Annotated in this window: 28 protein-coding genes; 26 read left to right on the top strand and 2 right to left on the bottom strand. The window is 48.4% G+C overall.

Annotated elements, in window-relative coordinates; genetic code table 11:
- Window positions 1-17: 17 nt before the first annotated feature.
- The 24 genes from fliH (at window position 18) to LRP49_RS18915 (ending at window position 23,335) form a co-directional block, all read left to right on the top strand.
- Window positions 18-1,037, top strand: a complete 1,020-nt coding sequence (gene fliH / locus LRP49_RS19030) for a flagellar assembly protein FliH (RefSeq protein ID WP_274144000.1) — start codon at window positions 18-20, stop codon at window positions 1,035-1,037.
- Window positions 1,021-2,337 carry a flagellar protein export ATPase FliI gene (gene fliI / locus LRP49_RS19025; protein ID WP_274143999.1) on the top strand — a complete coding sequence of 439 codons (1,317 nt, stop codon included), beginning with the start codon at window positions 1,021-1,023 and terminating at the stop codon, window positions 2,335-2,337. Before fliH ends, fliI begins: the two co-directional genes overlap by 17 nt.
- Window positions 2,338-2,344: 7 nt before the next feature.
- On the top strand, window positions 2,345-2,794 hold the full coding sequence (gene fliJ, locus LRP49_RS19020) for a flagellar export protein FliJ (protein ID WP_274143998.1): 450 nt from the start codon (window positions 2,345-2,347) through the stop codon (window positions 2,792-2,794).
- A gap of 227 nt (window positions 2,795-3,021) precedes the next feature.
- On the top strand, window positions 3,022-4,944 hold the full coding sequence (locus tag LRP49_RS19015) for a flagellar hook-length control protein FliK (RefSeq protein ID WP_274143997.1): 1,923 nt from the start codon (window positions 3,022-3,024) through the stop codon (window positions 4,942-4,944).
- A gap of 62 nt (window positions 4,945-5,006) precedes the next feature.
- Window positions 5,007-5,504, top strand: coding sequence for a flagellar basal body-associated protein FliL (gene fliL / locus LRP49_RS19010; protein ID WP_274143996.1), 498 nt, complete (start codon window positions 5,007-5,009; stop codon window positions 5,502-5,504).
- A gap of 7 nt (window positions 5,505-5,511) precedes the next feature.
- Window positions 5,512-6,579 (top strand): flagellar motor switch protein FliM, encoded by a 1,068-nt coding sequence (fliM, locus tag LRP49_RS19005; RefSeq protein ID WP_274143995.1) that lies wholly within the window; start codon window positions 5,512-5,514, stop codon window positions 6,577-6,579.
- 27 nt (window positions 6,580-6,606) lie between these two features.
- Window positions 6,607-6,996 carry a flagellar motor switch protein FliN gene (gene fliN / locus LRP49_RS19000; RefSeq protein WP_078751387.1) on the top strand — a complete coding sequence of 130 codons (390 nt, stop codon included), beginning with the start codon at window positions 6,607-6,609 and terminating at the stop codon, window positions 6,994-6,996.
- Window positions 6,997-7,111: 115 nt separating this feature from the next.
- Window positions 7,112-7,504, top strand: coding sequence for a flagellar biosynthetic protein FliO (gene fliO / locus LRP49_RS18995; protein ID WP_274143993.1), 393 nt, complete (start codon window positions 7,112-7,114; stop codon window positions 7,502-7,504).
- Window positions 7,494-8,327: a flagellar type III secretion system pore protein FliP gene (fliP, locus tag LRP49_RS18990; RefSeq protein ID WP_274144097.1), complete on the top strand. Its 834-nt coding sequence runs from the start codon at window positions 7,494-7,496 to the stop codon at window positions 8,325-8,327. Before fliO ends, fliP begins: the two co-directional genes overlap by 11 nt.
- A gap of 9 nt (window positions 8,328-8,336) precedes the next feature.
- Window positions 8,337-8,606 carry a flagellar biosynthesis protein FliQ gene (fliQ, locus tag LRP49_RS18985; protein WP_274143992.1) on the top strand — a complete coding sequence of 90 codons (270 nt, stop codon included), beginning with the start codon at window positions 8,337-8,339 and terminating at the stop codon, window positions 8,604-8,606.
- A 13-nt stretch (window positions 8,607-8,619) separates the two neighbouring features.
- Entirely contained in the window at window positions 8,620-9,417 is a 798-nt protein-coding gene (gene fliR, locus LRP49_RS18980) for a flagellar biosynthetic protein FliR (protein WP_274143991.1), read from the top strand.
- The gene (gene flhB, locus LRP49_RS18975; protein WP_274143990.1) at window positions 9,417-10,550 is read left to right on the top strand and encodes a flagellar biosynthesis protein FlhB; all 1,134 of its coding nucleotides are present in this window, start codon (window positions 9,417-9,419) and stop codon (window positions 10,548-10,550) included. Before fliR ends, flhB begins: the two co-directional genes overlap by 1 nt.
- Before the next feature lie 104 nt (window positions 10,551-10,654).
- Entirely contained in the window at window positions 10,655-12,760 is a 2,106-nt protein-coding gene (flhA, locus tag LRP49_RS18970) for a flagellar biosynthesis protein FlhA (RefSeq protein WP_274143989.1), read from the top strand.
- A gap of 31 nt (window positions 12,761-12,791) precedes the next feature.
- Window positions 12,792-14,420 carry a flagellar biosynthesis GTPase FlhF gene (gene flhF, locus LRP49_RS18965; protein WP_274143988.1) on the top strand — a complete coding sequence of 543 codons (1,629 nt, stop codon included), beginning with the start codon at window positions 12,792-12,794 and terminating at the stop codon, window positions 14,418-14,420.
- Window positions 14,413-15,300 carry a MinD/ParA family protein gene (locus tag LRP49_RS18960; protein WP_274143987.1) on the top strand — a complete coding sequence of 296 codons (888 nt, stop codon included), beginning with the start codon at window positions 14,413-14,415 and terminating at the stop codon, window positions 15,298-15,300. Before flhF ends, LRP49_RS18960 begins: the two co-directional genes overlap by 8 nt.
- Window positions 15,293-16,015 (top strand): RNA polymerase sigma factor FliA, encoded by a 723-nt coding sequence (locus LRP49_RS18955; RefSeq protein ID WP_274143986.1) that lies wholly within the window; start codon window positions 15,293-15,295, stop codon window positions 16,013-16,015. The genes LRP49_RS18960 and LRP49_RS18955 overlap by 8 nt, the downstream gene beginning before the upstream one ends.
- 49 nt (window positions 16,016-16,064) lie before the next feature.
- Window positions 16,065-16,433, top strand: a complete 369-nt coding sequence (cheY, locus tag LRP49_RS18950) for a chemotaxis response regulator CheY (RefSeq protein ID WP_078751395.1) — start codon at window positions 16,065-16,067, stop codon at window positions 16,431-16,433.
- A gap of 35 nt (window positions 16,434-16,468) precedes the next feature.
- Window positions 16,469-17,191, top strand: coding sequence for a protein phosphatase CheZ (locus LRP49_RS18945; RefSeq protein ID WP_274143985.1), 723 nt, complete (start codon window positions 16,469-16,471; stop codon window positions 17,189-17,191).
- Window positions 17,192-17,200: 9 nt separating this feature from the next.
- The gene (locus LRP49_RS18940) at window positions 17,201-19,369 is read left to right on the top strand and encodes a chemotaxis protein CheA (RefSeq protein ID WP_274143984.1); all 2,169 of its coding nucleotides are present in this window, start codon (window positions 17,201-17,203) and stop codon (window positions 19,367-19,369) included.
- A 15-nt stretch (window positions 19,370-19,384) separates the two neighbouring features.
- Window positions 19,385-20,530, top strand: coding sequence for a protein-glutamate methylesterase/protein-glutamine glutaminase (locus LRP49_RS18935; protein ID WP_274143983.1), 1,146 nt, complete (start codon window positions 19,385-19,387; stop codon window positions 20,528-20,530).
- A gap of 9 nt (window positions 20,531-20,539) precedes the next feature.
- Complete coding sequence (locus LRP49_RS18930) at window positions 20,540-21,319, top strand: ParA family protein (RefSeq protein ID WP_274143982.1); 780 nt, start codon at window positions 20,540-20,542, stop codon at window positions 21,317-21,319.
- Window positions 21,309-22,397, top strand: coding sequence for a chemotaxis protein CheW (locus LRP49_RS18925; protein WP_274143981.1), 1,089 nt, complete (start codon window positions 21,309-21,311; stop codon window positions 22,395-22,397). The genes LRP49_RS18930 and LRP49_RS18925 overlap by 11 nt, the downstream gene beginning before the upstream one ends.
- Window positions 22,398-22,421: 24 nt before the next feature.
- Entirely contained in the window at window positions 22,422-22,910 is a 489-nt protein-coding gene (locus tag LRP49_RS18920) for a chemotaxis protein CheW (protein ID WP_067415988.1), read from the top strand.
- Window positions 22,910-23,335, top strand: a complete 426-nt coding sequence (locus LRP49_RS18915) for a DUF2802 domain-containing protein (protein WP_274143980.1) — start codon at window positions 22,910-22,912, stop codon at window positions 23,333-23,335. Before LRP49_RS18920 ends, LRP49_RS18915 begins: the two co-directional genes overlap by 1 nt.
- A gap of 16 nt (window positions 23,336-23,351) precedes the next feature.
- Here LRP49_RS18915 and LRP49_RS18910 read toward each other — a convergent pair whose 3' ends face one another.
- Together LRP49_RS18910 and LRP49_RS18905 are read right to left on the bottom strand one after the other, a co-directional pair.
- Entirely contained in the window at window positions 23,352-23,645 is a 294-nt protein-coding gene (locus LRP49_RS18910) for an EscU/YscU/HrcU family type III secretion system export apparatus switch protein (RefSeq protein WP_274143979.1), read from the bottom strand.
- Entirely contained in the window at window positions 23,642-24,409 is a 768-nt protein-coding gene (locus LRP49_RS18905; RefSeq protein ID WP_274143978.1) for a flagellar hook-length control protein FliK, read from the bottom strand. The genes LRP49_RS18910 and LRP49_RS18905 overlap by 4 nt, the downstream gene beginning before the upstream one ends.
- Before the next feature lie 121 nt (window positions 24,410-24,530).
- Between LRP49_RS18905 and ccmA the strand changes: the two genes are divergently transcribed.
- Both ccmA and ccmB read left to right on the top strand, forming a co-directional pair.
- A complete protein-coding gene (ccmA, locus tag LRP49_RS18900) occupies window positions 24,531-25,145 on the top strand; it encodes a cytochrome c biogenesis heme-transporting ATPase CcmA (RefSeq protein ID WP_274143977.1) in 615 nt (204 codons plus the stop codon).
- Window positions 25,145-25,813 (top strand): heme exporter protein CcmB, encoded by a 669-nt coding sequence (gene ccmB, locus LRP49_RS18895; RefSeq protein ID WP_274144095.1) that lies wholly within the window; start codon window positions 25,145-25,147, stop codon window positions 25,811-25,813. Before ccmA ends, ccmB begins: the two co-directional genes overlap by 1 nt.
- The last annotated feature ends 26 nt before the right edge of the window (window positions 25,814-25,839 follow it).

Here is a 25,839-nt window from a genome sequence, read left to right as displayed (position 1 = left end):
ATGTTGAAGGTAGCAGCATGAGCCTTGACCGTCGACGCGGTTATATCCGAACCAGCGAACAACCTGAAGATGTTCTCGAACGTTGGGAAATACCGAGTTACGCTGCGGGCAAACCCCAGCCAAAAGACACAGCACTCAACTATGATCCGAGTTGGGAGCCCCCTGAGCTAGAAGAGCCAGACGTTGAGCCTGAGTTAGATCTTTCCATGCTGACGGCCGAGGTGCTTGAAGAAATTCGGCAGTCGGCATACGAAGAAGGGCATGAAGAAGGGCGTGAAGCGGGTTTTGACGAAGGCAAAACATCGGGACTGGAACAAGGCAAAATTGAAGGCCTTGAAGCCGGCAAAGCAGAAGGCTTTGAACAAGGCTTGGCTGACGGTCAGCAACTTGTTGAAGAGCGTTGCCGTCACCTAGATGTGATGCTAACCAAGCTCGCTTTCCCTATCCACCAAATTGATCATCAAGTTCAACAACAAGTGGTTGAACTGGCGATGCACCTTGCCAAGTCGGTCATTCAAACGGAAGTGATGACGAACGCACAAGTGATCCTCAATACCCTGCGTGAAGCGGTAAATGCCTTGCCGATGGCGGGGCGTCAGGTGACGATTTACTTGCACCCAGATGATATGGAGGTTGTCACGTCTGCACACAGTGTGGAATCGCTGCGTGATCGCGAATGGCGCTTGATTGCCGAACCGTCTCTCAATCGTGGGGATATTCAAGTCGCTTGCGGTGACTCCATTGTGGACTATCGTATTGAAGACCGCATTTCTCAAGCATTAAGCCGTTTTGCAGGCCAAAACCTAAGTCGAGAGCCGGAACTGGCAGAAGATGAAACGGGTGCCGATGTGTTATTGGGGCCTGATAAGGTGGTGACTGACGAGATGGTTAGCGTCGATCAATCTGTACCTGAAGATTCGTCTTCCGGCAGCGACACCTCGCAACAGGACATCAATTCTACAGGCGATGATCTTTCTGAAACATCCGACATTTCTGACGTGCACAATGTAGAAGGCGAAAATGGCCAGCCTGTCTGAGAGATTGAATTCGCTCTCCACAGAGAACCTGAGTGTTCGGCCTGTTGCGTCGGGTAAACTCGTTCGCGTTGTCGGATTGACCTTAGAAGCCATTGGTTGCCGAGCTCCCATTGGTAGCTTGTGCAAAGTGGAAACACTCAGCGGCAGTATTGAAGCAGAAGTCGTTGGTTTCTCGGGTGAAACGCTTTATCTCATGCCGAGTGAGCAAATATCGGGTGTGTTGCCAGGCGCGCGCGTAACGCCGCTATCGGGTGAGCAAGGTGTTCCCGTTGGACTTGAACTTCTTGGTCGCGTAATTGATGGCGTAGGTAACCCGTTAGATGGCATGGGTGACATTTTCACCGGACAGACAGCCTCCTTTACGCCAGCTGCAATTAACCCACTTTCCCGGAAACCTATCGATACCCCATTGGATGTCGGCATTAAAGCCATTAATGGATTGCTGACGGTAGGAAAAGGACAACGTATTGGGTTGTTTGCGGGCTCGGGTGTCGGTAAATCTGTCACGCTCGGTATGATGACGCGCGGCACAACCGCTCAGGTTGTTGTCGTTGGCCTGATTGGTGAACGTGGTCGAGAAGTTAAAGAATTCATTGATGAGATCCTTGGTAAGGAAGGGCGCGCGCGCTCTGTAGTCATTGCTGCACCTGCAGATGCTTCACCATTGATGCGCCTTAAGGGATGTCAGACTGCTTTGACTATCGCGGAGTTTTTCCGCGACCAAGGGCTAGATGTTCTGCTTTTGATGGACTCACTGACGCGTTTTGCACAAGCTCAGCGTGAGATTGCATTGTCAGTAGGTGAGCCCCCAGCGACCAAAGGTTATCCGCCGTCAGTGTTTGCGAAGCTCCCAGCATTGGTTGAGCGTGCGGGCAATGGCGCAGAAGGGCAAGGCTCTATCACGGCCTTTTTTACCGTGTTAACCGAAGGCGATGATCTGCAAGACCCTATCGCTGATGCTGCGCGTGCAATTTTAGACGGTCACATCGTTTTATCCCGCGAAATGGCGGACGCAGGGCATTACCCTGCCATTGATGTTGAGCGTTCAGTGAGTCGTGTAATGCCAAACATTGTGGATGATGAACACATGTTGATGTCTCGGGCTGTGCGGCAAATTCTCTCCGTCTGTCGAAAAAACCAGGATTTGGTGTCGATTGGCGCGTATAAACCTGGTACTGACCAATCGATTGATCAGGCTTTCACCTTGAAACCACGTATTGATGGCTATCTGCAGCAAGGCATGAAAGAGGTTGTGCCCTATGGGATGTGTGTCAATATGCTCCGTTCAACGCTGCAATAGGTGAACCATGTCTAATAACGCGATGAACTTGCTACTCGACCAAGCGAAAGACACAGAACACAAAGCGCATGTGGCACTGGTTGCCGCTCAACAAGAGCTTCAAGGCTACTACATTCAAGTTGAGCAAATTGAGCAGTATCGTCTTGATTACTTTCGTCAAATGTCAGATCGCGGGCAGGCGGGATTAAGTGCAAGTAGCTACGGTCACCTCAATCGATTTATTGTTCAGCTAGATGAAACGCTGGCAAGACAACGCCAAGCGGCAATAGAGTTTGAGGAAAATGTCGAACGTTGCCGAGAGCATTGGATGCAATGTCGCCAGCATACACGCTCATTAGAGTGGCTTATCGAGAAACGCGAAAAGGAAGCGAGAATGCGGGCTGAACGTCTAGAGCAAAAGCAGATGGACGAGTTCGCTATGTTAAGTTTTTCCCGCCAAAAACGTGAACAATTCTAGGGTCTGTTTATCTTTGGTGAAGATTATGCTTTGTTGAGGTGTATTTGCGTAGAATAACTAGGCGGCACACACCTCGCCGCGCCTAAAACGCTTTTCGCGAGAACAAAATTTAGCCACCAAAGATAAAAAGACCCTAGTTTGGCCTGATAATTGCTTCACACTTTGTAACGCGCAGGTAGCGATGCCTACCTACCCAGAAACGACAAAGTATTCGAAGCAGGATCACTATGAATCAAACCAGTTTCATACTCTCCGGTATCTCCAATAACAAAGCTGCCGTTGGCGAAGCCAAAGGTGCAGTTTCTCAGGATGTTACTGAAATGGAAGGCGAAGGTTTCTTTGCCCAGCTGGCGCAGTTTGTTTCTGGTGATACTGAGGCCTCTGAGGGCAAGCAAGACATTGCCATCGATGGCGTAGAAAGTGAAGCTGCATTGAATGAATTGCTGGCGAGCGGTGTCGGTGAGACGGAAGGAAAAGACGTCGAAAACTTGGCACCTGAAGGCGAAGAAATTGACAGTGATGAAACTGTATCTCAAAACGTAAAACAAGGTGATGTGGCTGTATCAGAAGAGATCGCCTTATCGCTAAAGAGTGCTGATGTGGATGTTGATACAGAGGCAACGGAGAAACCACTCACCGCTAAACAAGACGGCGAAGCCTGGCTTCAAAGGCTTAATGAAGCAAACAGCGTGCTCAAGCCTCAGAGCGAAAAAGGCACAGAATCCTCTCGCGCTGATCAAAGCATCATAACCTTGGCACCAGTCGGCAAAACTTTGCCGTTGAATGATGCGGAAAACATGCGAGTTGAACTGGAAAGTGCCGAAAAGATCACGACTGACCGGTTGCCTATCGCTGCAATGCTAAGCGACGTTAAGGGAGCAACGACAGATACGAAGGTGCTATCTGTTGAAGATGTAAAAGCTGTTCTTGCGAGCGAAGGCATTGATGTTGACGCATTGTCGACCACAGAATTGGAAATGATTGCAAAACGTGCGTCGGAAGAACAAGCACTGCCAGCGCAAAGCAATCAAACGGAGCTAGATACGCCGTTGCCTGAAAGTGCGCTTCGTTCGCAGATGACAGATACAGCCAATGAACACGTGGCACCTGAGTTAAGTGCTGAAACCATGGCAGGGGCACTGCAAGCAAGCAATGCATTGAGCCAGACTGCGACGGCGCAAACAGCGAATGTATCCGATCCCATTGAAACTGAAATGGTCGCGAAATCAGGTGCAGAGGTACTTACTAAGCCTCAACAAGACGCTTTGCTACGCGCACAAATAGCCGCGCAAGCAGCAAATTCTGTGGTTTCTGATGATATTGAAGCCAGCGAAAGTCACATGAAAAACCCGGCTACGTTGGCACATGCTCAGAACGGTTTAACGCAAGCGGCGTCAGCAGTTCAAGCTGCGGTTAATCCTCAGTTACAGCAGCAAACCCCTGCTTCTGCGTTCGCAGCGATCCCTTGGACTCCCGCCGCAATGGTGAGTAATGGTGAGCCACAAGCAGCCGCAAGTAGTGCTGCACTTGATGCAGCGACAGCCTTGCAGATGACGGAAGCCACTCAGACCAAACCTGAGGTGAAAGCCGAGCATTTGGCGCAACAGCTAGCGACCAGTTTTGGCAACCAAGGTTCGACGACGGCGGCACGATTAGACAACACCGTTGTTCAAACACCGCTGCAATTAAGTCAAAACCAGACTGATGATGCTGCCACTGCATTGCAAGAGCGCGTTAACATGATGATGTCGAAAAACTTAAAGCACGTGGATATCCGCTTAGATCCGCCGGAGCTTGGTCGCATGCAAATTAAGCTGTCGATGAACCAAGATCAGGCCTCGGTACAGTTTACGGTTGCCAATCAAGCCGCACGAGACATGGTAGAACAAACGCTACCAAGACTGCGTGAAATGATGCAGCAGCAAGGCCTTCAGTTAGCGCAATCTTCGGTTCAGCAGCAAGATGCGGGTGGTAGGCAGGCATTTGCAGGCCAACAGTCCCAACAAGGTGATAATCAAAGTGGCCAGGGCGGTCAGGATGGTACATCTCGCTTTGGTCGAGGCGATGGGGATCATGAGATTGAAAGTTCAACTATCAATCGTGAGCTTTACGTCAATACATCAAAGGATCGTGTCGACTATTATGCTTAATGTAGCACTCATGCTACATGCGTATTTAAACAGACACTTAATTAACGGTACCGAGGATTATCATGGCAGATGAAGATATTGAAGCAGGCGGTGGTGGCGGTAAGAAAAAGCTTATCATCATAATCGTGGCCGCTCTTCTGTTGTTAGGTGGTGGTGCAGGAGCGTTCTTGTTTATGTCGGGCGGAGACAGTGGCGGTAAAGATGACATCGTCATTGAAGAAGAAGCCGAGCCAGTCAATTTACAAGCGATTTATGTCACCTTGCCGCAGCCCTTTGTGTTTAACGTAACGGGTGACTCTCAACAGCGCTTGGTTCAAGTCAATGTGCAATTAATGGTGCGTGGTGATTCAAATGAATCACTTGCAAAACAAAACTTACCGCTTGTTGAGCATAGCTTGCTCACAACGTTTGGGGCCGCCACGGTTGAGCAGCTCAGAACCCCACAAGGACAGGTGGAAATTCGTAAACAGGCAGCTGACACCGTTCAAGCTGCGATGGAAAAAGTTACCGGCAAAACTGTGGTTGAGCGGGTGCTATTTACTGGCTTTGTAATGCAATAGGTGCAATGTGACCGACCTACTCAGTCAAGACGAAATTGATGCTCTCCTTCATGGTGTAGACGATGTTGAAGATGACGAACCCGAATCGGGTGGGGGTGATGTAGCTTCCGCCTCAAATTTCGACTTCTCATCTCAAGACCGCATCGTACGTGGGCGTATGCCTACGTTGGAACTGATCAACGAGCGTTTTGCGCGCCATATGCGTATCAGCTTGTTTAATATGTTGCGCAAAACCGCGGAGGTTTCGATTAACGGCGTTCAAATGGTGAAGTTTGGTGAGTACCAAAATACGCTGTTTGTGCCGACGAGTCTGAACATGGTGAGATTCCGTCCTCTAAAAGGGACGTCTCTCGTAACCATGGAAGCACGATTAGTCTTTATTCTTGTGGAAAACTTTTTTGGCGGTGATGGCCGTTTTCATGCCCGTATTGAGGGTCGTGAATTCACCCCAACAGAGCGACGCGTCATTCAAATGCTGCTTAAGTTGGTGTTTGAAGACTACAAGGATGCGTGGGCTCCGGTCATGAAGGTCGAGTTTGAATACCTCGATTCAGAAGTGAACCCTGCGATGGCGAACATCGTGAGTCCGACGGAAGTTATCGTCGTAAGCTCATTCCATATCGAGTTAGACGGAGGTGGTGGCGATTTTCACGTTGTCATGCCTTACTCGATGGTGGAGCCAATCCGTGAATTGCTCGATGCGGGTATCCAAAGTGACAAGATGGATACAGACCTTCGCTGGTCTAAAGCACTGCAAGATGAGGTGATGGATGTAGAAGTGAAGCTGACAGCTAAACTTCTGGATACAACCTTGTCGCTTCGCGACATGATGGAGCTTCAAGTCGGGGATGTGATTCCTGTGAAAATGCCGGATGCCTGTACCGTCTTTGTGGAAGATCTTCCAACCTTTAGAGGGAAGATGGGACAGGCAAACGACAACCTTGCTATCAAGATTACTGAAAAACTCAAACGCCCAGAAGTGGCGAAAAGCGATATCGTGCTGTTAGAAGAGGACGAAGAGTTCTTAGCGCTTGAAAACCTAGATGAAAATAACAGCAGTGATAGCGATGATTAAAACTGATAAACCATGTGGTGAAGAATCATGAGTGACGTAGAAGACGATTGGGCTGCAGCACTTGCTGAACAAGCTGAAGTAGAAGGTGGAGACGACGTACAAACGGCACCGCTGGATGAGCTTGTCGATGAAGCGCCACCGATGAATGCTGACGAAATCCGAAAACTGGATGCTATTTTAGATATTCCCGTGACGATTTCGATGGAAGTCGGACGAACCAATATCAACATTCGTAACTTGCTGCAATTGAACCAAGGCTCAGTCGTTGAGTTAGACAGGTTGGCAGGTGAATCATTGGATGTTTTGGTCAACGGCACACTCATTGCGCATGGTGAGGTTGTTGTGGTCAACGATAAGTTTGGTATTCGTCTGACTGACGTAATCAGCCAAACCGAACGTATTAAGAAGCTGCGTTAATAGCGCGCCTTTCTTGGCTTAAAAAGCACATCCCTTTGGGTGTGTTTTTTTTCGGCCTGAATTTTGCTTAACAGAGCAAACACCCCCTGTTTTTTGGCTGAAGAAGAAGACCCAAATGGCTTTCCTGCGACTTGCTCTGATTGGACTGATTTACGCACCGAGTGCTTTCGCTGCTGCGCCTGATGGCGAAAGTTTAGCAACGACATTTGTCGCTTTACTGTTTGTCATTGGCCTGATTTTCGGTTTGGCATGGTTACTGAAGCGCATGCAAGTCCCTTCTATGATGGGCTCTAAGTCAGGGTTGAAGGTAATTAGCCAGTTGCCTCTTGGGCAAAAAGAGCGAGTCGTCGTGCTCGATGTTAACGGTGAACAAGTGCTGGTAGGTGTGACCGCGAGCCAAATCACTTTGATAAAAAGTTTGGATAAGCCAATGGAAACATCCGCGCCGACGACACCGTCGTTTTCTTCTCAACTTAACCATATTCTGAAAAAAAATGATGCGTCTTAAATCTGTCAGTGCCATTTTTCTGGCACTTTGCTGTTTTATGCTCACACCGTCTGCATTTGCGGAAGAAGAGGCCGTGCCTGCCTCTGAATCTGTCACGGAAACCCTGATCAATAACGCAGGGGAAGCGTCGATGATGCAAGCAAGAAATGGCAGTGGCATTCCAGCATTAACCATGACGGTCAACCCAGATGGCAGCGAAGACTATTCTGTAACGTTGCAAATACTGGCGATGATGACAGCGTTAGGTTTTCTGCCTGCGATTGTCATCTTGATGACTTCATTTACCCGAATTGTGGTGGTGATGTCTATCTTGCGACAGGCTATGGGCTTGCAGCAGACACCGTCGAATCAGGTGATCATCGGTATCGCCATGTTTCTGACGTTTTTCATTATGTCGCCAGTGATAGACAGAATGAACGTTACGGCGGTTCAGCCATATCTCAATGAAGAAATTTCTTCTAGAGAAGCGTTTGATCGCGTTCAAATCCCTCTTCGTGAATTTATGTTGCAGCAAACGCGCGTCAAAGATTTGGAAACCTTTGTGAACATGTCGGGTTCGGACGCAACGGACCCCGAGTTGGTGCCAATGACGGTGCTGATCCCTGCCTTCATCACCTCAGAGTTGAAAACGGCATTCCAGATAGGGTTTATGTTGTTCCTGCCGTTTTTGATTATCGACTTGGTGGTGGCATCCGTGTTGATGGCGATGGGTATGATGATGCTATCGCCAATGATTGTATCGTTGCCGTTTAAGCTGATGCTATTTGTGTTGGTGGACGGCTGGAATCTGATTCTGTCGACACTTGCCGGCAGTTTTGGGTAGGAGTGAGTCATGGCACCAGAAGCGTTTGTTGAGCTATTCCAGGATGCGCTCTATCTCATTCTGATCATGGTTTCGGCCATTATTATTCCCGGTCTTATCGTTGGTCTTATCGTGGCTGTTTTTCAGGCCGCCACGTCCATCAACGAACAAACACTCAGTTTCTTACCGCGTTTGATTGCAACACTGATCGCGTTGATGGTATTTGGACACTGGATGACCCGCATGCTGATGGAGTATTTCTTCCGGTTGGTAGAAGAAATACCGATGTTGCTGTATTGAGGCAATAGCGTCGATGGAATACCCCGCAGATATTATTCTCGATTGGATGGCTCAGTTTTTCTGGCCGCTGACGCGCATCTCATCAATGATGATGACGATGACCTTCTTTGGTGCCCGTTACGTACCCGTGCGTGTGAGATTGTATCTGTCTTTAGCGATTACCTTTGCGGTGATGCCTGCTTTACCGCAAGTTCCGTCGTCAATTGAGCTGTTGTCTTATGGCGGCTTCTTGGTGTTGGCCCAACAAATTATTATCGGTATCGCCATGGGGACGGTCACACAGTTTGTGATGCAAACATTCGTGCTGTTAGGCCAGATTATCGGTATGCAATCGAGTTTGGGCTTTGCCTCAATGGTTGACCCCGCAAACGGTCAGAACACGCCACTTCTTGGTCAGTTCTATCTGTTCGTCGCAACCATGTTGTTTCTCGCAACAGACGGTCATCTTCAGATGCTCAACCTCGTCATGATGAGCTTTAAGAGTTTACCTGTCGGTGAAACGCTTCAAGCTGCGGATTATCGCCTCTTAGCCAGTTGGTTCGGCATCATGTTTAGTGTGGCATTGGGCATGGCATTGGCAGGGATTATCGCGCTTCTTATCGTGAACATGTCCTTTGGTGTGATGACGCGTGCAGCACCACAGCTAAATATTTTCTCTCTGGGTTTTTCTTTTGCGTTACTTGTTGGTCTTTTGATCAGTATGTACTTGTTAAGTGGCATTTTGCCTCATTACCTCAACCATTGGGAAACGGGTGTGGATGCCATCTGTGACTTAATTCGTCTCGACTGTACGGTAGGCGGGGGTGCCTGATGGCTGAGAACGACGGTCAAGAACGCACAGAAGAAGCCACGCCCCGAAGGCGGCAGCAGGCGCGGGAAAAGGGTCAGGTTCCGCGCTCAAGAGAACTGGCATCGGTTGCAGTACTGATTATCGGTGCGGTTTCTTTGATGTGGTTTGGCGAAGGTCTAGGCGTTGCGTTGATGGAAATCATGCGTAAGTTTTTCACTCTCTCACGAGAGGAAATATTTGACGTCACCACGCTTGGAATTATCTCGTATGGCGCAATATTCCATATCGCGTGGCCTCTTTCTTTAGTGTTGAGCATGTTATTTGTGGCAGGTCTGATAGGCGCGTCCGCACTGGGTGGTGTATCGTTTTCTTGGGAAGCAGCACGCCCCAAGTTGTCCAAGATGAGCCCGCTTCAAGGCATCAAACGCATGTTTGGCAAGCAAAGCTGGGTTGAATTGATAAAGTCGATTTTAAAAGTTGCGCTGGTATCAGGCGTGGCCTTCTACTTGATGTGGGCGAGTGTAGAAGACTTCTTCCAGCTAAATATCGAGACCTTTCCAACAAACCTCTACCACGCGTTAGATATCTTGCTCAACTTTGTTCTTTTGATCTGCTGCTCATTGCTGGTGGTTGTGGCGATTGATGTGCCATTTCAAATTTGGCAACACAATGAACAGCTCAAAATGACCAAGCAAGAAATCAAAGATGAATACAAAGAAACGGAAGGTAAGCCTGAAGTAAAAGGGCGTATTCGTATGTTGCAGCGTGAAATGGCGCAACGGCGAATGATGTCTGAAGTGCCATCTGCTGACGTTATCATCACCAACCCGGAGCACTATTCGGTGGCATTGCGCTATGACAGCAAAATTGACAGGGCCCCGATTGTGGTGGCGAAAGGAACCGACTTCCTCGCGCTTAAGATTAGAGAAATTGCAGCAGAACATGACATCACCATCGTACCCGCGCCCCCGTTGGCGCGTGCAGTCTATTTCAGTACCGAACTTGAGCAACAAATTCCTGACGGTTTGTTTGCGGCAGTTGCGCAATTGCTCGCGTATGTCTTCCAGCTCAAGCAATACAAAAACGGCCGTGGTCGCAAGCCTAAAACCTTAGCTGATCAACAATTACCCATACCGCCAGAATTACGTCACTGATGTGATGCCAATCTTCTAATTTATTGAAATAAAGCACTAATTATTTTGGTTTGTTTTTTGCATAATGCTTCGTCATTACCCAGAAAAACGACTAAAAATCACTCATGAAGCTCTCTTTGCCGTTTTACGACAAGGTCCAAGACAAACTGCCGTTCAAGCGCGGAGGTTCCTTCCCCTCGATTGGCGCGCCACTGCTGGTGTTGTCAACGCTGGCGATGGTGGTATTGCCAATGCCGGCAATCCTGCTTGACCTGATGTTTTCATTCAACATTGCATTGTCTTTGGTTGTGCTTCTAGTGACGGTTTACACGCGTAGACCGCTGGATTTTGCAGCATTCCCTACCGTACTTCTGATTGCGACCTTGATGCGTCTAGCATTGAACGTGGCCTCAACCCGTGTAGTACTGCTACATGGTCACGAAGGGCCGGGTGCTGCGGGTGAAGTTATTGAAGCCTTTGGTTCGGTCGTTATCGGTGGTAACTATGCCGTCGGTTTGGTGGTCTTCCTCATTTTGATGATCATTAACTTTATGGTTGTCACGAAAGGTGCGGGTCGTATCTCTGAGGTGAGCGCGCGTTTCACCTTGGACGCATTGCCGGGTAAGCAAATGGCGATTGATGCGGACTTGAACGCCGGTCTAATCAACCAAGACCAAGCACGTACTCGCCGTCAGGAAGTGACGAAAGAGGCTGACTTTTACGGTTCAATGGACGGTGCGTCCAAGTTCGTGAAAGGGGATGCTATCGCAGGTATTCTGATCTTGGTTATCAACATCGTTGGCGGCCTGATCATCGGTATGATGCAGCACGGCCTTGCCTTTTCAGATGCGATTGAAATCTATACGCTTTTGACCATTGGTGATGGTTTGGTTGCGCAAATCCCGTCGTTGTTGCTATCGATTGGTGCGGCAATGATGGTAACGCGTCAAAATACCGATGAAGACATGGGCCAGCAACTGGTCTTTCAACTTGTCGACAATCCCAAAGCACTGATTATTTCCACCGGCATACTCTTCATTATGGGTATTGTCCCCGGTATGCCGCACATACCATTCCTGACTCTCGCCGCGATTTGTGGTGGGTTTGCGTATTGGAAAACCAAGCAAATCGAAAAAGCGAAAGTGGCGGCAGAAGAGACGCCGAAGCAGGAACTTGCACCACCTAAACCCAAAGAGCTTTCATGGGATGATGTACAACCCGTCGATGTGATAGGTCTAGAGGTTGGCTATCGCCTCATCCCGATGGTGGATCGTGATCAGGGCGGCGAGCTGCTCGACCGCGTAAAAGGTGTGCGTAAGAAGCTGTCGCAAGACTTTGGTTTCTTGGTGCCACCTGTTCATATCCGCGACAATTTGGAGCTTCCGCCAAACAGCTACCGAATCACCTTGATGGGCGTTGCAGTCGGTGAAGCCGATATACGTCCTGACAAAGAGTTGGCGATCAATCCAGGGCAAGTCTTTGGGCCGATTGATGGCGAGCCTACCGTTGATCCTGCGTTTGGACTTGAAGCCGTATGGATTGATAAAGCACAGCGAGAGCATGCGCAAGCGTTGGGTTATACCGTTGTTGACTCCGCGACTGTGTTAGCAACGCACCTAAGTCAAATGCTTACGAATAATGCTGAGCGCTTGCTCGGGCATGAAGAAGCGCAGAACCTTATTGATATGTTGGCGAAGCAAGCACCTCGTCTGGTTGAGGGGCTTATTCCTGATTTGGTCTCGTTGGGCGTTGTTGTGAAAGTGATGCAGAACTTACTCAATGAAGCCATTCCTATTCGAGATGTTCGAACCATAATCCAAACGCTCTCTGAGTATGCGCCGAAGAGTCAAGATCCCGACATCCTAACCGCGGCAGTTCGTATTTCCCTCAAACGTTTAATCGTACAAGAAATCAACGGTATAGCTCCAGAGCTACCGGTGATTACGCTGGTGCCTGAATTGGAACAGATATTGCATAAAACTATGCAAGCATCTGGTGGTGAATCGACAGGTATTGAACCTGGACTGGCTGAGCGATTGCAGCAAAGTTTGTCTGAGGCGACACAGCAACAAGAGTTGCAAGGTGAGCCTGCCGTTCTTCTCACATCCGGCGTGTTGAGATCAACGCTAGCCAAATTTGTGAAGAACACGATCCCATCCTTGCGCGTCTTGTCTTATCAAGAAGTGCCGGATGAAAAACAAATAAGAATTGTAAGAGCAGTTGGCAACTGATGCTGAGCATCAGTAAATCAGGACAACGATTTTGAAGATAAAACGATTTTTTGCAAAAGACATGCGTACCGCGCTTGCCGAAGTGAAAGAAGCACTCGGCTCGGATGCGGTGATCATGTCAAACAAAAAAGTGACCGGTGGTGTCGAAATCGTGGCTGCAGTAGACACTGAAGCGCCAACCCGTGATTTGCGAAAAGAGACTGCACGTACGCAGGTCGCGCAAAATATGGAGCGAGCTCAGCAGACGCGCAGATTGGCTGAAGATAAGGTGCATTTGCGCCGTGATATCAGCAAAGAGGCTGCGCGTAAACCGCTTGGCAGTGCGCTAGGGAGTAAGTTCTCAAGCTTGCTCGACCGTTACCAAACGCAGTTGTCCGATACTGACAAAGACAAAAATATTGAACCGGAAGCCGATTCTTTGACCGCATTGCTTGCGCGTCAAAATGAAGCGCGTCGCCGTCAGTCAGAATCAAACTATGGTGCCGCAAAACAAGCGTCGCCTCGTCAAAATAACAACGGTGCAAACGGCCAAGGTTATGGTCGTGCGCCAACAAATAACGTCCAGCAAGCGAAAGGTCAGGAACTGGATCGTCTGTATCGTCAAAAACGTGACGAATTGCAGCGACGTGATGAACGATTCCCAAATCGTCAGGAAGCGCGCCAAGAAAATCGTCTCGATGCGACACGTTATGAGTCACGAAAGTCTTCGCCTCGCCAGCCTGACGAAATTGAAGCGATGCGCAAAGAAATGGCAAGTATTCGCAGCTTGTTAGAGCATCAACTTTCAGGGCTGATGTGGCAAGAGGTTGAACGTAAAGAGCCGCTTAGAGCGATGCTCATTAAGCGTCTCGAAAGGTTCGGCCTTTCACCGGTTTTAGCCGACCAATTAGCCGGATACATTCCGGAAGAAACACCGCCGAATGAAGCGTGGTCAGAACTGCTTGAACTGCTTGCGGATCAAGTGATTACGTCAAGTGAAAACTTGTTGGAAACTGGCGGCGTTATTGCCCTTCTAGGACCAACAGGGGTGGGGAAAACAACCACCATCGCTAAGTTAGCAGCACGCGCTGCGATGGATTTTGGTCCTGAAGAGATTGCGTTGGTGACGACGGACACCTTTAGAATTGGGGCTCACGAGCAACTTGCTACCTATGGAAGAATCTTAGGTTGCCCAGTAAAAGTTGCTAAAGATGCGGAAGCACTTGCCGATATTCTTTATCAGTTACGTCATCGTCGACTGATTCTGTTGGACACTGCTGGTATGGGGCAACGGGATCTAAGGCTTTCAGAACAACTAGATACTCTGATTCAAAGCAGTGGCTCCCACATTCGGAGCCTACTCGTGTTGCCCGCCACTTCACAGCGTCGCGTGTTACAAGAGACCATTGATCATTTTCGACGCATCCCATTATCGGGGTGCGTATTAACGAAACTGGATGAATCCCTCAGCCTTGGGGAATTATTGAGCGTGACCATCGAAAACGCCCTTCCTGTGACTTATTTAGCAGATGGACAGCGAGTGCCAGAAGACATTCGTCAAGCCAGCGGTCGCTACTTGGTCAACAGAGCAAGTGAACTGATGGATCAAGATTCAGAGCAGCAAAACCATTTCTGGAGTCATGATGTACCAGAGTCGAATGCGGCGGACTTTTATGATTGAGACAACCATGCATGATCAAGCAAGCGGCCTCCGCCGCCTGACAAACCCGACTCGCACAAAAGTAATAACCGTCACTGGTGGTAAGGGCGGTGTAGGTAAAACCAATATTACATTGGGCGTTGCAGCGTCTATGGCCAAACAAGGTAAAAAGGTCATGGTGTTGGATGCGGATTTAGGTTTGGCCAATGTCGATGTGCTGTTGGGTTTACGTGTAGGTAAAAATTTAAGCCACGTCATGAAAGGCGAGTGCGATTTGAAGGACATCATCGTTGAAGGTCCTCATGGCATGAGAATTATTCCAGCGTCGTCTGGAATGCGTGGAATGACAGAACTATCGCCAGCCCAACATGCGGGTCTTATTCGCGCGTTTGGCACGCTGGAGGAAGATGTCGATGTACTGCTTGTGGATACAGCCGCTGGCATTTCTGACATGGTTTTAAGCTTTTCTCGTGCAGCACAGGATGTTTTGATCGTTGTTTGTGACGAACCAACATCCATCACTGATGCATATGCTTTGATCAAGCTGTTAAGCCGTGAACACGGCGTTACACGCTTCAAAGTCGTCGCAAATATGGTGAGAAGTTACCGAGAAGGTCGAGATTTATTCACAAAATTAACGCGGGTAACAGAAAGATTTTTAAATGCTAATCTAGAATTAGTAGCATGTGTCCCATTAGATGAACGTGTGCGTCAATCTGTGAAGAAGCAAAAAGTCGTTGTAGATGCGTTTCCAAAGGCTCCCGCAGCACTTGCGTTAAACGCACTGGCTAACAAAGCGTTGACTTGGCCTGTGCCAAGAAACCCAGGTGGGCATTTAGAGTTTTTTGTTGAACGACTGCTCGTCCGAGACGAAACAACGGGGGATTACCTCGGTGAATAGGACGCTCACCTACAGCAGGAGTGGCGCATCGACGGAAACTGTGTTTGAGCAATATTCGACGTTAGTTAAGCGTATTGCTCATCATTTGATTTCTCGTCTGCCCCCAAATGTGCAGGTAGAAGATCTTATTCAAGCAGGCATGGTTGGTTTGCTTGAAGCACAACAAAACTATGACCCCTCAAAAGGGGCGAGTTTTGAAACGTATGCGGGAATTCGTATTCGTGGTGCGATGCTTGATGACATGCGTAAAGGCGATTGGGTTCCGAGATCGGTACATAAAAATAATCGTCAGATCAGCGAAGTCATCTCGCAACTGGAAGGTGAGTTAGGCCGAGATCCTAACGATAAAGAAATTGCGAAACGCCTGGGCATGAGCCTAGACCAATACTATCAGGCTCAAAATGACATCAACGCAGGGCGTTTGATTGGCATCGAAGACTTGGGTGTTTCAGAAGATGCTTTCATGACTGAAAGCAATCGCAACGAAAATCTTCCCTTTGAGGAGGTTGCTGAAGATAGCTTTAAGGTTCAATTGGCCAATGCTATCCGAGGACTTCCTGAAAGAGAGGCTTTGGTTCTCTCTCTCTATTACGATGAGGAACTTAACCTCAAAGAGATAGGGGCCATTATCGGGGTCAGCGAATCCCGAGTTTGCCAGATACAAAATCAGGCAATGCAGCGGTTACGGACCAAGCTATCTGCTTGGTCAAAGTAAGTTTCTAAAATTATAAGGGACCTCACCGGAGGCAACTTTGGACACAAACATGAAAATCCTCATTGTTGATGACTTTTCAACAATGCGACGTATCGTTAAAAACCTCCTTCGTGATCTGGGTTTCAACAACACTGTTGAAGCAGATGACGGCCTAACAGCACTGCCAATCTTGAAGAAAGGCGGTATTGATTTCGTCGTTACTGACTGGAACATGCCAGGCATGCAAGGTATTGATCTGCTTAAGACAATTCGCGCAGATGATGAACTGAAGCACTTACCTGTGCTGATGATCACCGCTGAAGCAAAGCGTGAGCAGATCGTTGAAGCTGCGCAAGCGGGTGTAAATGGCTACATCGTGAAACCATTTACCGCTGCGACGCTGAAAGAAAAACTGGATAAGATTTTCGAACGCATGTGATTTACTTCTTCGCGCAGTGAAGGACTATTAGAACGATGATAACACTCGACCAAGCTAAAGAATTGGTCAGTTTGCTCGAAGAAGGGAATCAGGATAGCGCGGATGAACTGCTGGTTAAGATCACCAGTGATTCGCGCAATCCACTCTTCAATGAAGTAGGAAAACTGACCCGGCAACTGCACGATTCACTCGCTAATTTCCGTTTGGATCCTCGTGTCAGTGATTTGGCGACAAGCGAAATCCCAGACGCGAAAGATCGCTTGAATTTTGTGATGGAAAAAACTGAGCTCGCTGCAAACCGAACGATGGATGCAGTTGAAGCGACGTTGCCAATCGCAGATAACCTTCAAGAGTGCCTAGCTCAAGTTCGTCCGCAATGGAACAGCTTGATGGGAGGCAAGATCGACATTGAAAGCTTCAAACAACTTTGTCATCTGATCGATGAATTATTGACGCAAGTCGAAGGTGATACCACCAAGCTGCAAGGACAATTAACGGAAATTTTGATGGCTCAAGATTTCCAAGATCTCACCGGTCAAGTAATCCGACGAGTTATCGAATTAGTCCAAGAAGTTGAAAAACAGCTGGTAGAAATCCTCACAGCGTTCGGTTTGGATGAAGACCAACAACAAGAAACAGAACAACTAACTGGTATCGAGGCCGAAGGTCCTGTCGTCAATGAACAGCAGCGTCAAGAAAAAGAAGTGATGCAAAGTCAGGATGATGTGGACGATTTGCTTTCCAGCCTTGGTTTTTAGGGGTGAGTTATGAGCTTTGAAATGGATGAAGAAATCCTGCAGGACTTTTTGATCGAAGCAGGTGAAATTCTGGAGTTGTTGTCTGAGCAATTGGTTGATCTGGAGAAAACGCCAGAAGACCGCGATCTGCTCAACGCGATTTTCCGTGGATTCCACACGGTTAAAGGTGGTGCGGGCTTTTTATCACTCTCTGAGTTAGTTGATACGTGCCATGGTGCGGAAAACGTTTTCGATAACCTGCGTAATGGTGGTCGTGAGCTAACACCTGAGGTGATGGATACCATCCTTCAAGCACTAGACACCGTTAATGAACAGTTTGCTTGTGTGCAAGAGCGTGAACCCTCGCCAGCAGCAGACCCCGCTTTATTGGAAGCACTGCACAAGTACAGTGGTCCAGCGACTGCTGACGAAGCGGTTGAAGCGGCGGCTCCTGAACCCGAACCCGAACCTGAGCCAGAACCAGAGCCTGAGGTTGTTCCAGAGCCTCCTGCGGCAGATGGTGGTGAAGCCATTGCTGGGGATTCGGTTGATGAAATTACCGATGACGAATTTGATCGCCTCTTGGATCAACTTCATGGCTCAGGTAATGGTCCAGCAGCATCGAATACGGCATCAGCGTCGGGGGCTGCACCTGCTTCTGACAGTGGCGATATCACCGATGATGAGTTTGAGAAGTTACTGGATGATTTACATGGTTCCGGCAAAGGACCCGCAGTAAACTCGGGTTCAGCAACGCCTCCACCGCAAAATGCGTCTGTGGAAAGTCCAGCCAGTGATGAAATCACTGACGACGAATTCGAAAAATTGCTGGATGAACTTCATGGTAAAGGCAAAAGCCCAATAAATCATGACGCTCCGACGCCAGCACCAGCAGCACCAAAGGCGGAGCCTGCGCCAGCACCTAAACCTGCTGCGGCTCCCGCACCTAAAGCGGAAGCTCCGGCGGCGAAACCGCCAGCCCCAGTCGCAAAACCGCCAGCAAAAGCTGAAGAGAAGAAAACCCCTGCACCTCAAGCAGAACAAACGGTTCGTGTAAACACGTCCACGCTCGACACTATCATGAACATGGTGGGTGAGTTGGTACTGGTACGTAACCGTCTAGTGAGTTTGGGGGCAAACAGCGACGACGAGAACATGGCAAAAGCCGTGACAAATCTCGACGTGGTAACGGCTGACCTTCAAGGTGCGGTCATGCAAACGCGCATGCAGCCAATCAAAAAAGTATTTGGCCGCTTCCCGCGCGTTGTACGTGATTTGGCGCGTAGCTTGAACAAAGACATCGTGCTGGAAATGCGCGGTGAAGAAACCGACTTGGATAAAAACCTGGTTGAGGCATTGGCCGACCCAATGGTTCACTTGGTGCGTAACTCGGTTGACCACGGTATTGAAATGCCGGACAAACGTGAGAGCAACGGTAAACCACGTACAGGTACGGTGACCTTGGCTGCCTCTCAAGAAGGTGACCATATCCTGCTGACCATCGAAGACGACGGTGGCGGTATGGATGCAGAAAAACTCCGTGGCATTGCGGTTGACCGTGGCGTGATGGATGCAGACGCTGCAGCGCGCTTAACGGATACCGAAGCATTTAACCTGATTTTTGCACCGGGTTTTTCTACCAAAACCGAGATTTCAGACATCTCAGGGCGTGGCGTAGGGATGGACGTTGTTAAGACTGCGATCACGCAACTTAACGGCACGATCTCCATCGACTCAGAGCTAGGTCGCGGTACCATTATCTCAATCAAGGTACCATTAACACTCGCGATCTTGCCGACGCTGATGGTGGGTGTAGGCAATAATCCGTTTGCATTCCCATTGTCTAACGTCAATGAAATTATCAGCCTCGACTTGTCAAAAACCAACACGGTTGATGGACAGCTCACCTTGATTGTTCGCGACAAGGCAATTCCACTGTTCTATATGCAAGATTGGCTATGTCCTGGTCGTGGGACGGCGAACAGAGAAAGTGGACATGTGGTGATCGTTCAAATGGGTCACCAGCCTGTAGCGTTTGTCGTTGATTCGTTGATTGGTCAGGAAGAAGTGGTAATTAAGCCTCTGGATGAACTGTTGCAGGGTACGCCTGGGATGGCGGGTGCGACAATCACCAGTGATGGACACATCGCGTTGATACTTGATGTGCCAAACTTGCTGAAACGTTATGCAGGTCGATAATTAAAAAGGAATAACATGGCAGTGAAAGTTTTGGTGGTGGACGATTCCAGTTTTTTCCGCCGCCGCGTTAGTGAAATTATTAACGGGGACCCGCGCCTTCAAGTCGTTGACTGTGCAGTCAACGGCAAAGAGGCGGTTGAAAAGGCAGCTACGCTTAAGCCAGACGTTATTACGATGGACATTGAAATGCCGGTGATGGATGGTATTACTGCGGTTCGTGAGATCATGCAGTCAAATCCCACCCCAATTTTGATGTTCTCTTCGTTGACCCATGACGGCGCAAAAGCCACGCTTGACGCCTTGGATGCGGGGGCTCTCGACTTCCTGCCAAAGAAATTTGAGGATATCGCTCGCAACAGAGATGAAGCTGTTTCTTTGCTTCAGCAACGCGTGAATGAAATTGCGCGTAAGCGAGCGTTTATGCGTCGACCTGCTGTTGCGCCTGCTCCGACAAGCGCAACCGTTTCTTCGACAGCTCAACGTACGCCAGTGAGAGCATTAGCAGGTGGTGCTGCGACGGCGACCGCGCCAGCTCCGGTCTCTCGTGCACCGTCTCCAGCCTCTCGATTTAAAGCCAGCGGAAAGCGTTACCAATTGGTCGCGATTGGCACATCAACGGGTGGGCCAGTGGCTCTCCAAAAAGTGCTGTGTGCGTTACCTGCCAATTTCCCGTTACCTATTTTGCTGATCCAACATATGCCTTCGACGTTTACTGCGGCTTTTGCACAGCGTTTAAATGGTCTTTGCAAAATCTCTGTCAAAGAAGCGGAAGACGGAGAGCCATTAAAAGCAGGTACTGCGTATTTGGCTCCTGGTGGAATGCAGATGATGATTGATGGACGCGCAGGGGCGACCCGTGTGAAAATCATTGATGGTGGCGATCGTATGAATTACAAGCCATGTGTTGATGTGACTTTTGGTTCTGCTGCCAATATTTATGGCGACAAAGTGTTGTCAATGGTACTTACTGGAATGGGTGCTGATGGTCGCGATGGCGCGAGGCTGCTAAAGCAACATGGCTCCACGGTATGGGCGCAAGATGAAGAAAGCTGCGTCGTATACGGTATGCCTCAAGCTGTGGCTAAAGCGGGTATTTCCACCGAAGACCTTCCACTTGACCGCATCTCTGAGCGCATTCTTGTAGAGCTCAATCTGGTATAAGGAGCGGCTGTGATAGTCTGGAGCATTGCAAACCAGAAAGGGGGAGTAGGTAAAACAACAACTACCATCACCCTTGCTGGGCTTCTCAGTGAAAAGAATAAGCGTGTTTTATTGATCGACACCGATCCCCATGCATCGCTGACAACCTATCTGAATTACGATTCGGACAAGCTGTCACACTCTCTATTTGATCTATTTCAGCTTCAGACCATCAACCGAGATACGGTTAAGCCTCTCATTCTCAAAACCGAATATAAAAATTTGGATCTGCTGCCTTCTCACATGTCGTTGGCAACCTTGGACCGTGCGATGGGAAACCGCGGTGGTATGGGGTTGATGTTGAAAAAAACGTTGGCATGTCTAGAAGGTGAATATGACTACGCTTTGATTGATTGTCCGCCAATTCTCGGCGTAATGATGGTCAATGCCTTAGCGGCAAGTAACCGTATTCTGATACCTGTTCAAACTGAATTTCTCGCAATGAAGGGACTGGAGCGCATGGTGCGCACACTGCAAATCATGCAGAAATCCAGAAGTTCAGCCTTCAAGGTTTGCATTATTCCAACCATGTATGACAAGCGGACCCGTGCTTCTCTTGAAACATTACAAGAGCTTAAAGTGCGTTATCCCGATCAGGTTTGGACATCTGCAGTACCAATTGATACTAAATTTCGTGATGCGAGCTTAAAGCATATGCCGCCATCGTATTACGCAAAAAATTGTCGTGGCGTCTTTGCATACAAAACGCTGCTCTCTTATCTGGAGCGACTAGAACAGGATGAAAGATAGCCGTGCCTTATCCAGTGTTCAGGCACTGGATGATTACTTTGATGCGCTGTTGGATGAAGATGATCAGCCACAGTTAGCAGACACGGATGCTGAACCAATATTAACGGATGCGGCAATCGAAGCCGTGCCAAAGTTACAAGCAGTAACCAGTGAGCCCGCAGATAAATTTAATGGGGCAATACTGACAAAAGAACAGCGCGATCTATCCTCGGTTGAGAAATTGCTTAGTCAGTTACAACTTGATGAGGATATGGAAGTTGAAGTGGTGGAAACCACAGAGACAGACATTGAGTTGCTTACAGATACTGATGTCTCTATTGATGTTCAAACAGAACAACAAACGCATGTTGAAACAGCACTGGAACAGGATGTCGACGTCGTCACCGACGTTTTAGATGCTGTCGAGACTGAACTTGCGGTAGAAACAGAAGAGAGGATTAGTGAGCCTCATGTTGTCGAGGCGGTCGCAACCGAAACAGTTGAAGCTGAGGCGATCTCCGTAGAGGAAGCCGTATCAGTAGAAGAAGAAAACATTGTCGATGAGGCAATAGAGATTGACACCGATGCTGAGGTGGAAACTGAGGCAGAGGTCGAAGAAGAAACTGCATATGCATGGAAAAACATCGTGCCGGAGCACGGGTTTCAAGTGTTGTTCTTCGAATCTTTTGGTGTGACCTACGCCGTGCCGCTAGCGGAATTAGGCGGAATTCATCGGTTAGAAGAGTGTAATCATTTGATTGGTCGCCCAGACTGGTACTTAGGGTTACAGACCGAACGTGATCAGCAACTTGATATTGTTGATACCGCTAAATGGGTGATGCCAGAAAAAATAACAGATAACAGCCATCGCGACGGCTATAGTTATATTGTGCTCTTGGGTGACAGTAAATGGGGCTTGGCTTGCAATGCCTTACTAGGGACGGAATCACTCAATGGCGAACAAGTGCGATGGCGTGAGCAAGCAGGTAAGAGACCTTGGCTAGCTGGATTGGTGAAACAGAAAATGTGTGCACTTATCCATGTCGAAGCTCTTATTACCATGCTTAATCAAGGTATTGATGCCAATGCGTTGGCGTAGCACAGCACGTAAAGAGGAAAATAAATGTCTCAGGTAGCTGAAGTCCAAAAAGAAAACGTGAATGACGAGGTCCTGCAGTGGGTGACCTTCCAGCTGGAAGACGAAACCTATGGCATTAATGTCATGCAGGTGCGAGAAGTATTGCGCTATACAGAGATCGCCCCTGTACCAGGTGCGCCGGATTATGTCCTAGGCATCATTAACCTGCGTGGTAATGTTGTCACGGTCATTGATACGCGCTCTCGTTTCGGTCTTATGCAAGGCGAAGTCACGGATAACACCCGTGTAATCGTTATTGAAGCTGAATCTCAGGTTATCGGCATCATGGTAGATAGCGTTGCTGAAGTGGTGTATCTCAAAACATCAGAGATCGACACTACTCCAAGCGTAGGTACCGACGAAAGTGCGAAGTTTATTCAAGGTGTAAGCAACCGCAACGGTAATCTGTTGATTCTGGTTGATTTGAATAAACTACTCTCTGACGAAGAGTGGTCTGACATGGCCATGCTGTAATGCTTGAGAGCGTGTTGTATTGGTTGCCGCTAGGGGTCAGTTTGATCGTTGCGGCAATTGCCCTTGTGTTGTGGCGACGCGGAAAAAAAGCACTGGCGCAACTTGAAGCTAAATTTCAGGCGATGGAGTTGTTGTTGAAAAATGCTCGACAACAGCATGAAAGCCTCAGTAAACAATTTAACGAGTTGCGTGCGGGCTCTATTGGCATGAGCCAAAAACTTGCGGAGCTTTCCCATCGATTCGATGATTTGTTGGAAAAGCAAAACGAGTTAGAAATGCACGATCAAGACGGCAAGCTCTATTCCCGAGCCAGTAAAATGGTGGAATTAGGGGCAGATATCAACGAGCTTATGGAAGAATGCGATCTTCCAAAAGCCGAGGCAGAGCTGCTACTGAGTATCAGAAAGCAGCGAATGATGCGTTGATAATGGTACATGGCGATTATACCGTATGATTGACACAAGACCCCTCCCAACCAGGAGGGGTTTTTCCTTCTAGATACCAAGCAAACGCGATGAGTTCTGCGATGACGAGATAGAGTGCTTCGGGAATTTCATCACCCACCTCCAATGCTGATAGCCATTGCATCAGTGTTTCATCACTGTGTATAAGCCCTCCTTGATTTGCCATTTCATTGATGAGCTTTTCGGCAAGCTCGTTATATCCTTTGGCAGACACATGGGGTGCGTTTACGCCGTCATATTTTAGCGCAACAGCACTTTTGACTTTCTTCATACCTGAATATTTAACCCCATAGTGATGGTTGGCTGATCGGCTGGCTCAAGCGAAGCAACATCGCACGAGTTGACGCTTATGCTGTGTTTGGCCAATTGGCGTTCTAAAACGGGCATCGTACTCTCTAGTTGCTTTTTCAAGCTCTCTGAATCTGTGGTAAAGCTCAAATCTAATGTTTGTCCTTCCAATTCGGCGGCGGCAGAAAGGTGGCGATTGTTAGAGAGCGTTAAATTTACGCTGACACACCAACGAGATTTTTTCCGGGTACTCGCGGTCTTTTTCCGAACGGATACGTCGACTTTTGATTGCTCAGGTTGTCCGAAGCAAAAAATCCAATGATGCTCACCGGGTTTAGTGGATGCGTCTTGTAAGCGTTGCTCCGCCAGAAGTTGAATCGCCGCTTTGAGTGATGCGCTTTCATCTGAATCTGCGTGTTGTCTTAGCCATTTTAGCCCCTCTATAAGGGCGTTGTCCGGTTGTCGCTCTGCCAGCCATTTTACGGCGATTTGCGGATTTTGTGGCACAACAAGTTTGCTGAGCAAAGCGAGTAGCGGAGCATCTTTACCCTGTTGGTTTGCTACCCGATAAAGCGACGGAAACAGGTTGATAAGTTGGAGTAGTTGGGAAAGCTGAGAAATTTGTTTGCCTGCAGGGGAACTGTTTGTTGATTCTGCCTGTCCGAGCTTGACGATCTCTTTTATGGCACTGCTCTGAAGGAGAGATAAGGTTAATGCATTGATGTTGCCACTGTTATCTATTTTCATATTTACTCACAATTATTAACGGTCTTAGGTAACAGCTAGGTCTCTCGGCTAACAGTACAAGGTGCCTCTATGTTATTATCGGGCGATATTTTCATTACTTTATCTGGAATTCAGATTTCTCATGCTAGAAGTGCGTCAACTCAGTAGTATTCGTGATGAGCGTGTGCTGTTTGAAGACCTCAATTTTACGATTTCAACGGGTGAACTCGTCCAAATTGAAGGCCCGAATGGGGCAGGGAAAACAACGCTTTTGCGTATCATTGCAGGGTTGGGGTTAGCGGAATCTGGCGATGTAATGTGGAATGGAATGAAGGTGAATCGTGCGCGGGAAGACTTTTATAGTGATTTACTATTTTTAGGTCATAGCACAGGCGTGAAGCGCGAGCTTACAGCGTATGAAAATCTTGCTTTCTACCAAAAAATGCATGGAACGCCCGACGAAGACAAATTGTGGGATGCGTTAGCGCGTGTGGGGCTAGCTGGGCGAGAAGATGTTCCAGCCGCGCAATTGTCAGCGGGGCAAAACCGACGCGTTGCATTAGCAAGACTATGGATCAGTAACGCCAAACTGTGGGTATTGGATGAACCCTTAACGGCGATTGATAAACAGGGCGTGAAAGTATTGGAAAACTTGTTCCAGCAACATGTAGACAACGGTGGCATGGTGTTGTTTACCACCCACCAAGATATGTTTGTCGACAATGCGAGCCTCCGTCGCATTAAGTTGGGGGCATGATGGGCACCGCAGTTTTCTCTATGATTCAACGCGAACTGCTTATCGCGTTTCGTCGACAATCAGACATGATGAATCCACTGTGGTTTTTCATTATTGTCATCACCCTGTTTCCGTTGGGCGTAGGCCCAGGACCCAATTTGCTGGCGGAAATTGCACCTGGAATCATCTGGGTTGCGGCGCTTCTCGCTGCGGTCGTTTCGTTAGAGCGTTTATTTAGGGATGACTTTGCGGATGGGTCTTTGGAGCAAATGCTTCTTATGCCTGAGCCATTGCCAGTGTTGGCGTTTGCAAAAATCGTCGCCCATTGGCTGTTAACGGGACTGCCGCTATTGATCATTAGTCCGTTGTTGGCTGTATTACTCTCATTGGATTGGGAGACTTACAAAGCGGTTGTTTTGACCTTGTTGTTGGGAACGCCAACGTTAAGTTTTCTGGGTTCGATTGGTGTGGCATTGACGGTAGGTTTGAGAAAGGGCGGCGTATTACTGAGCCTTCTGGTGTTACCGTTATTTATTCCGGTTTTGATCTTCGCAACGTCTGCGATAGACATGGCCGCAAGTGGATTTGCGATCAATGGGCAGTTAGCGATTCTTGGCGCGCTGCTGGTTGGGTCAGCAACGTTGTCTCCTTTTGCTGTATCGGCAGCATTAAGAGTCAGCGTTCAATAATTTTAATATTAACTGAGAGCGATATT

The organism is Enterovibrio qingdaonensis (assembly GCF_028683135.1).
GTDB lineage: Bacteria > Pseudomonadota > Gammaproteobacteria > Enterobacterales > Vibrionaceae > Enterovibrio > Enterovibrio qingdaonensis.
The sequence above is the reverse complement of the archived record's forward strand: the minus strand, read 5'-3'. Positions and strand labels throughout refer to the sequence as shown.

Bases quoted from the DNA above. Each gene is read 5' to 3' on its own strand.
- fliL (WP_274143996.1), top strand. From the start codon at position 5,007: ATGGCAGATGAAGATATTGAAGCAGGCGGTGGTGGCGGTAAGAAAAAG.
- fliR (WP_274143991.1), top strand. From the start codon at position 8,620: ATGGAATACCCCGCAGATATTATTCTCGATTGGATGGCTCAGTTTTTC.
- fliN (WP_078751387.1), top strand. From the start codon at position 6,607: ATGAGTGACGTAGAAGACGATTGGGCTGCAGCACTTGCTGAACAAGCT.
- LRP49_RS18920 (WP_067415988.1), top strand. From the start codon at position 22,422: ATGTCTCAGGTAGCTGAAGTCCAAAAAGAAAACGTGAATGACGAGGTC.
- LRP49_RS18910 (WP_274143979.1), bottom strand. From the start codon at position 23,645: ATGAAGAAAGTCAAAAGTGCTGTTGCGCTAAAATATGACGGCGTAAAC.
- LRP49_RS19015 (WP_274143997.1), top strand. From the start codon at position 3,022: ATGAATCAAACCAGTTTCATACTCTCCGGTATCTCCAATAACAAAGCT.
- LRP49_RS18940 (WP_274143984.1), top strand. From the start codon at position 17,201: ATGAGCTTTGAAATGGATGAAGAAATCCTGCAGGACTTTTTGATCGAA.
- fliH (WP_274144000.1), top strand. From the start codon at position 18: ATGAGCCTTGACCGTCGACGCGGTTATATCCGAACCAGCGAACAACCT.
- LRP49_RS18915 (WP_274143980.1), top strand. From the start codon at position 22,910: ATGCTTGAGAGCGTGTTGTATTGGTTGCCGCTAGGGGTCAGTTTGATC.
- fliO (WP_274143993.1), top strand. From the start codon at position 7,112: ATGGCTTTCCTGCGACTTGCTCTGATTGGACTGATTTACGCACCGAGT.
- LRP49_RS18935 (WP_274143983.1), top strand. From the start codon at position 19,385: ATGGCAGTGAAAGTTTTGGTGGTGGACGATTCCAGTTTTTTCCGCCGC.
- cheY (WP_078751395.1), top strand. From the start codon at position 16,065: ATGAAAATCCTCATTGTTGATGACTTTTCAACAATGCGACGTATCGTT.
- ccmB (WP_274144095.1), top strand. From the start codon at position 25,145: ATGGGCACCGCAGTTTTCTCTATGATTCAACGCGAACTGCTTATCGCG.
- fliI (WP_274143999.1), top strand. From the start codon at position 1,021: ATGGCCAGCCTGTCTGAGAGATTGAATTCGCTCTCCACAGAGAACCTG.
- flhA (WP_274143989.1), top strand. From the start codon at position 10,655: ATGAAGCTCTCTTTGCCGTTTTACGACAAGGTCCAAGACAAACTGCCG.
- fliQ (WP_274143992.1), top strand. From the start codon at position 8,337: ATGGCACCAGAAGCGTTTGTTGAGCTATTCCAGGATGCGCTCTATCTC.
- LRP49_RS18905 (WP_274143978.1), bottom strand. From the start codon at position 24,409: ATGAAAATAGATAACAGTGGCAACATCAATGCATTAACCTTATCTCTC.
- flhB (WP_274143990.1), top strand. From the start codon at position 9,417: ATGGCTGAGAACGACGGTCAAGAACGCACAGAAGAAGCCACGCCCCGA.
- fliP (WP_274144097.1), top strand. From the start codon at position 7,494: ATGCGTCTTAAATCTGTCAGTGCCATTTTTCTGGCACTTTGCTGTTTT.
- ccmA (WP_274143977.1), top strand. From the start codon at position 24,531: ATGCTAGAAGTGCGTCAACTCAGTAGTATTCGTGATGAGCGTGTGCTG.
- LRP49_RS18960 (WP_274143987.1), top strand. From the start codon at position 14,413: ATGATTGAGACAACCATGCATGATCAAGCAAGCGGCCTCCGCCGCCTG.
- LRP49_RS18945 (WP_274143985.1), top strand. From the start codon at position 16,469: ATGATAACACTCGACCAAGCTAAAGAATTGGTCAGTTTGCTCGAAGAA.
- fliJ (WP_274143998.1), top strand. From the start codon at position 2,345: ATGTCTAATAACGCGATGAACTTGCTACTCGACCAAGCGAAAGACACA.
- LRP49_RS18925 (WP_274143981.1), top strand. From the start codon at position 21,309: ATGAAAGATAGCCGTGCCTTATCCAGTGTTCAGGCACTGGATGATTAC.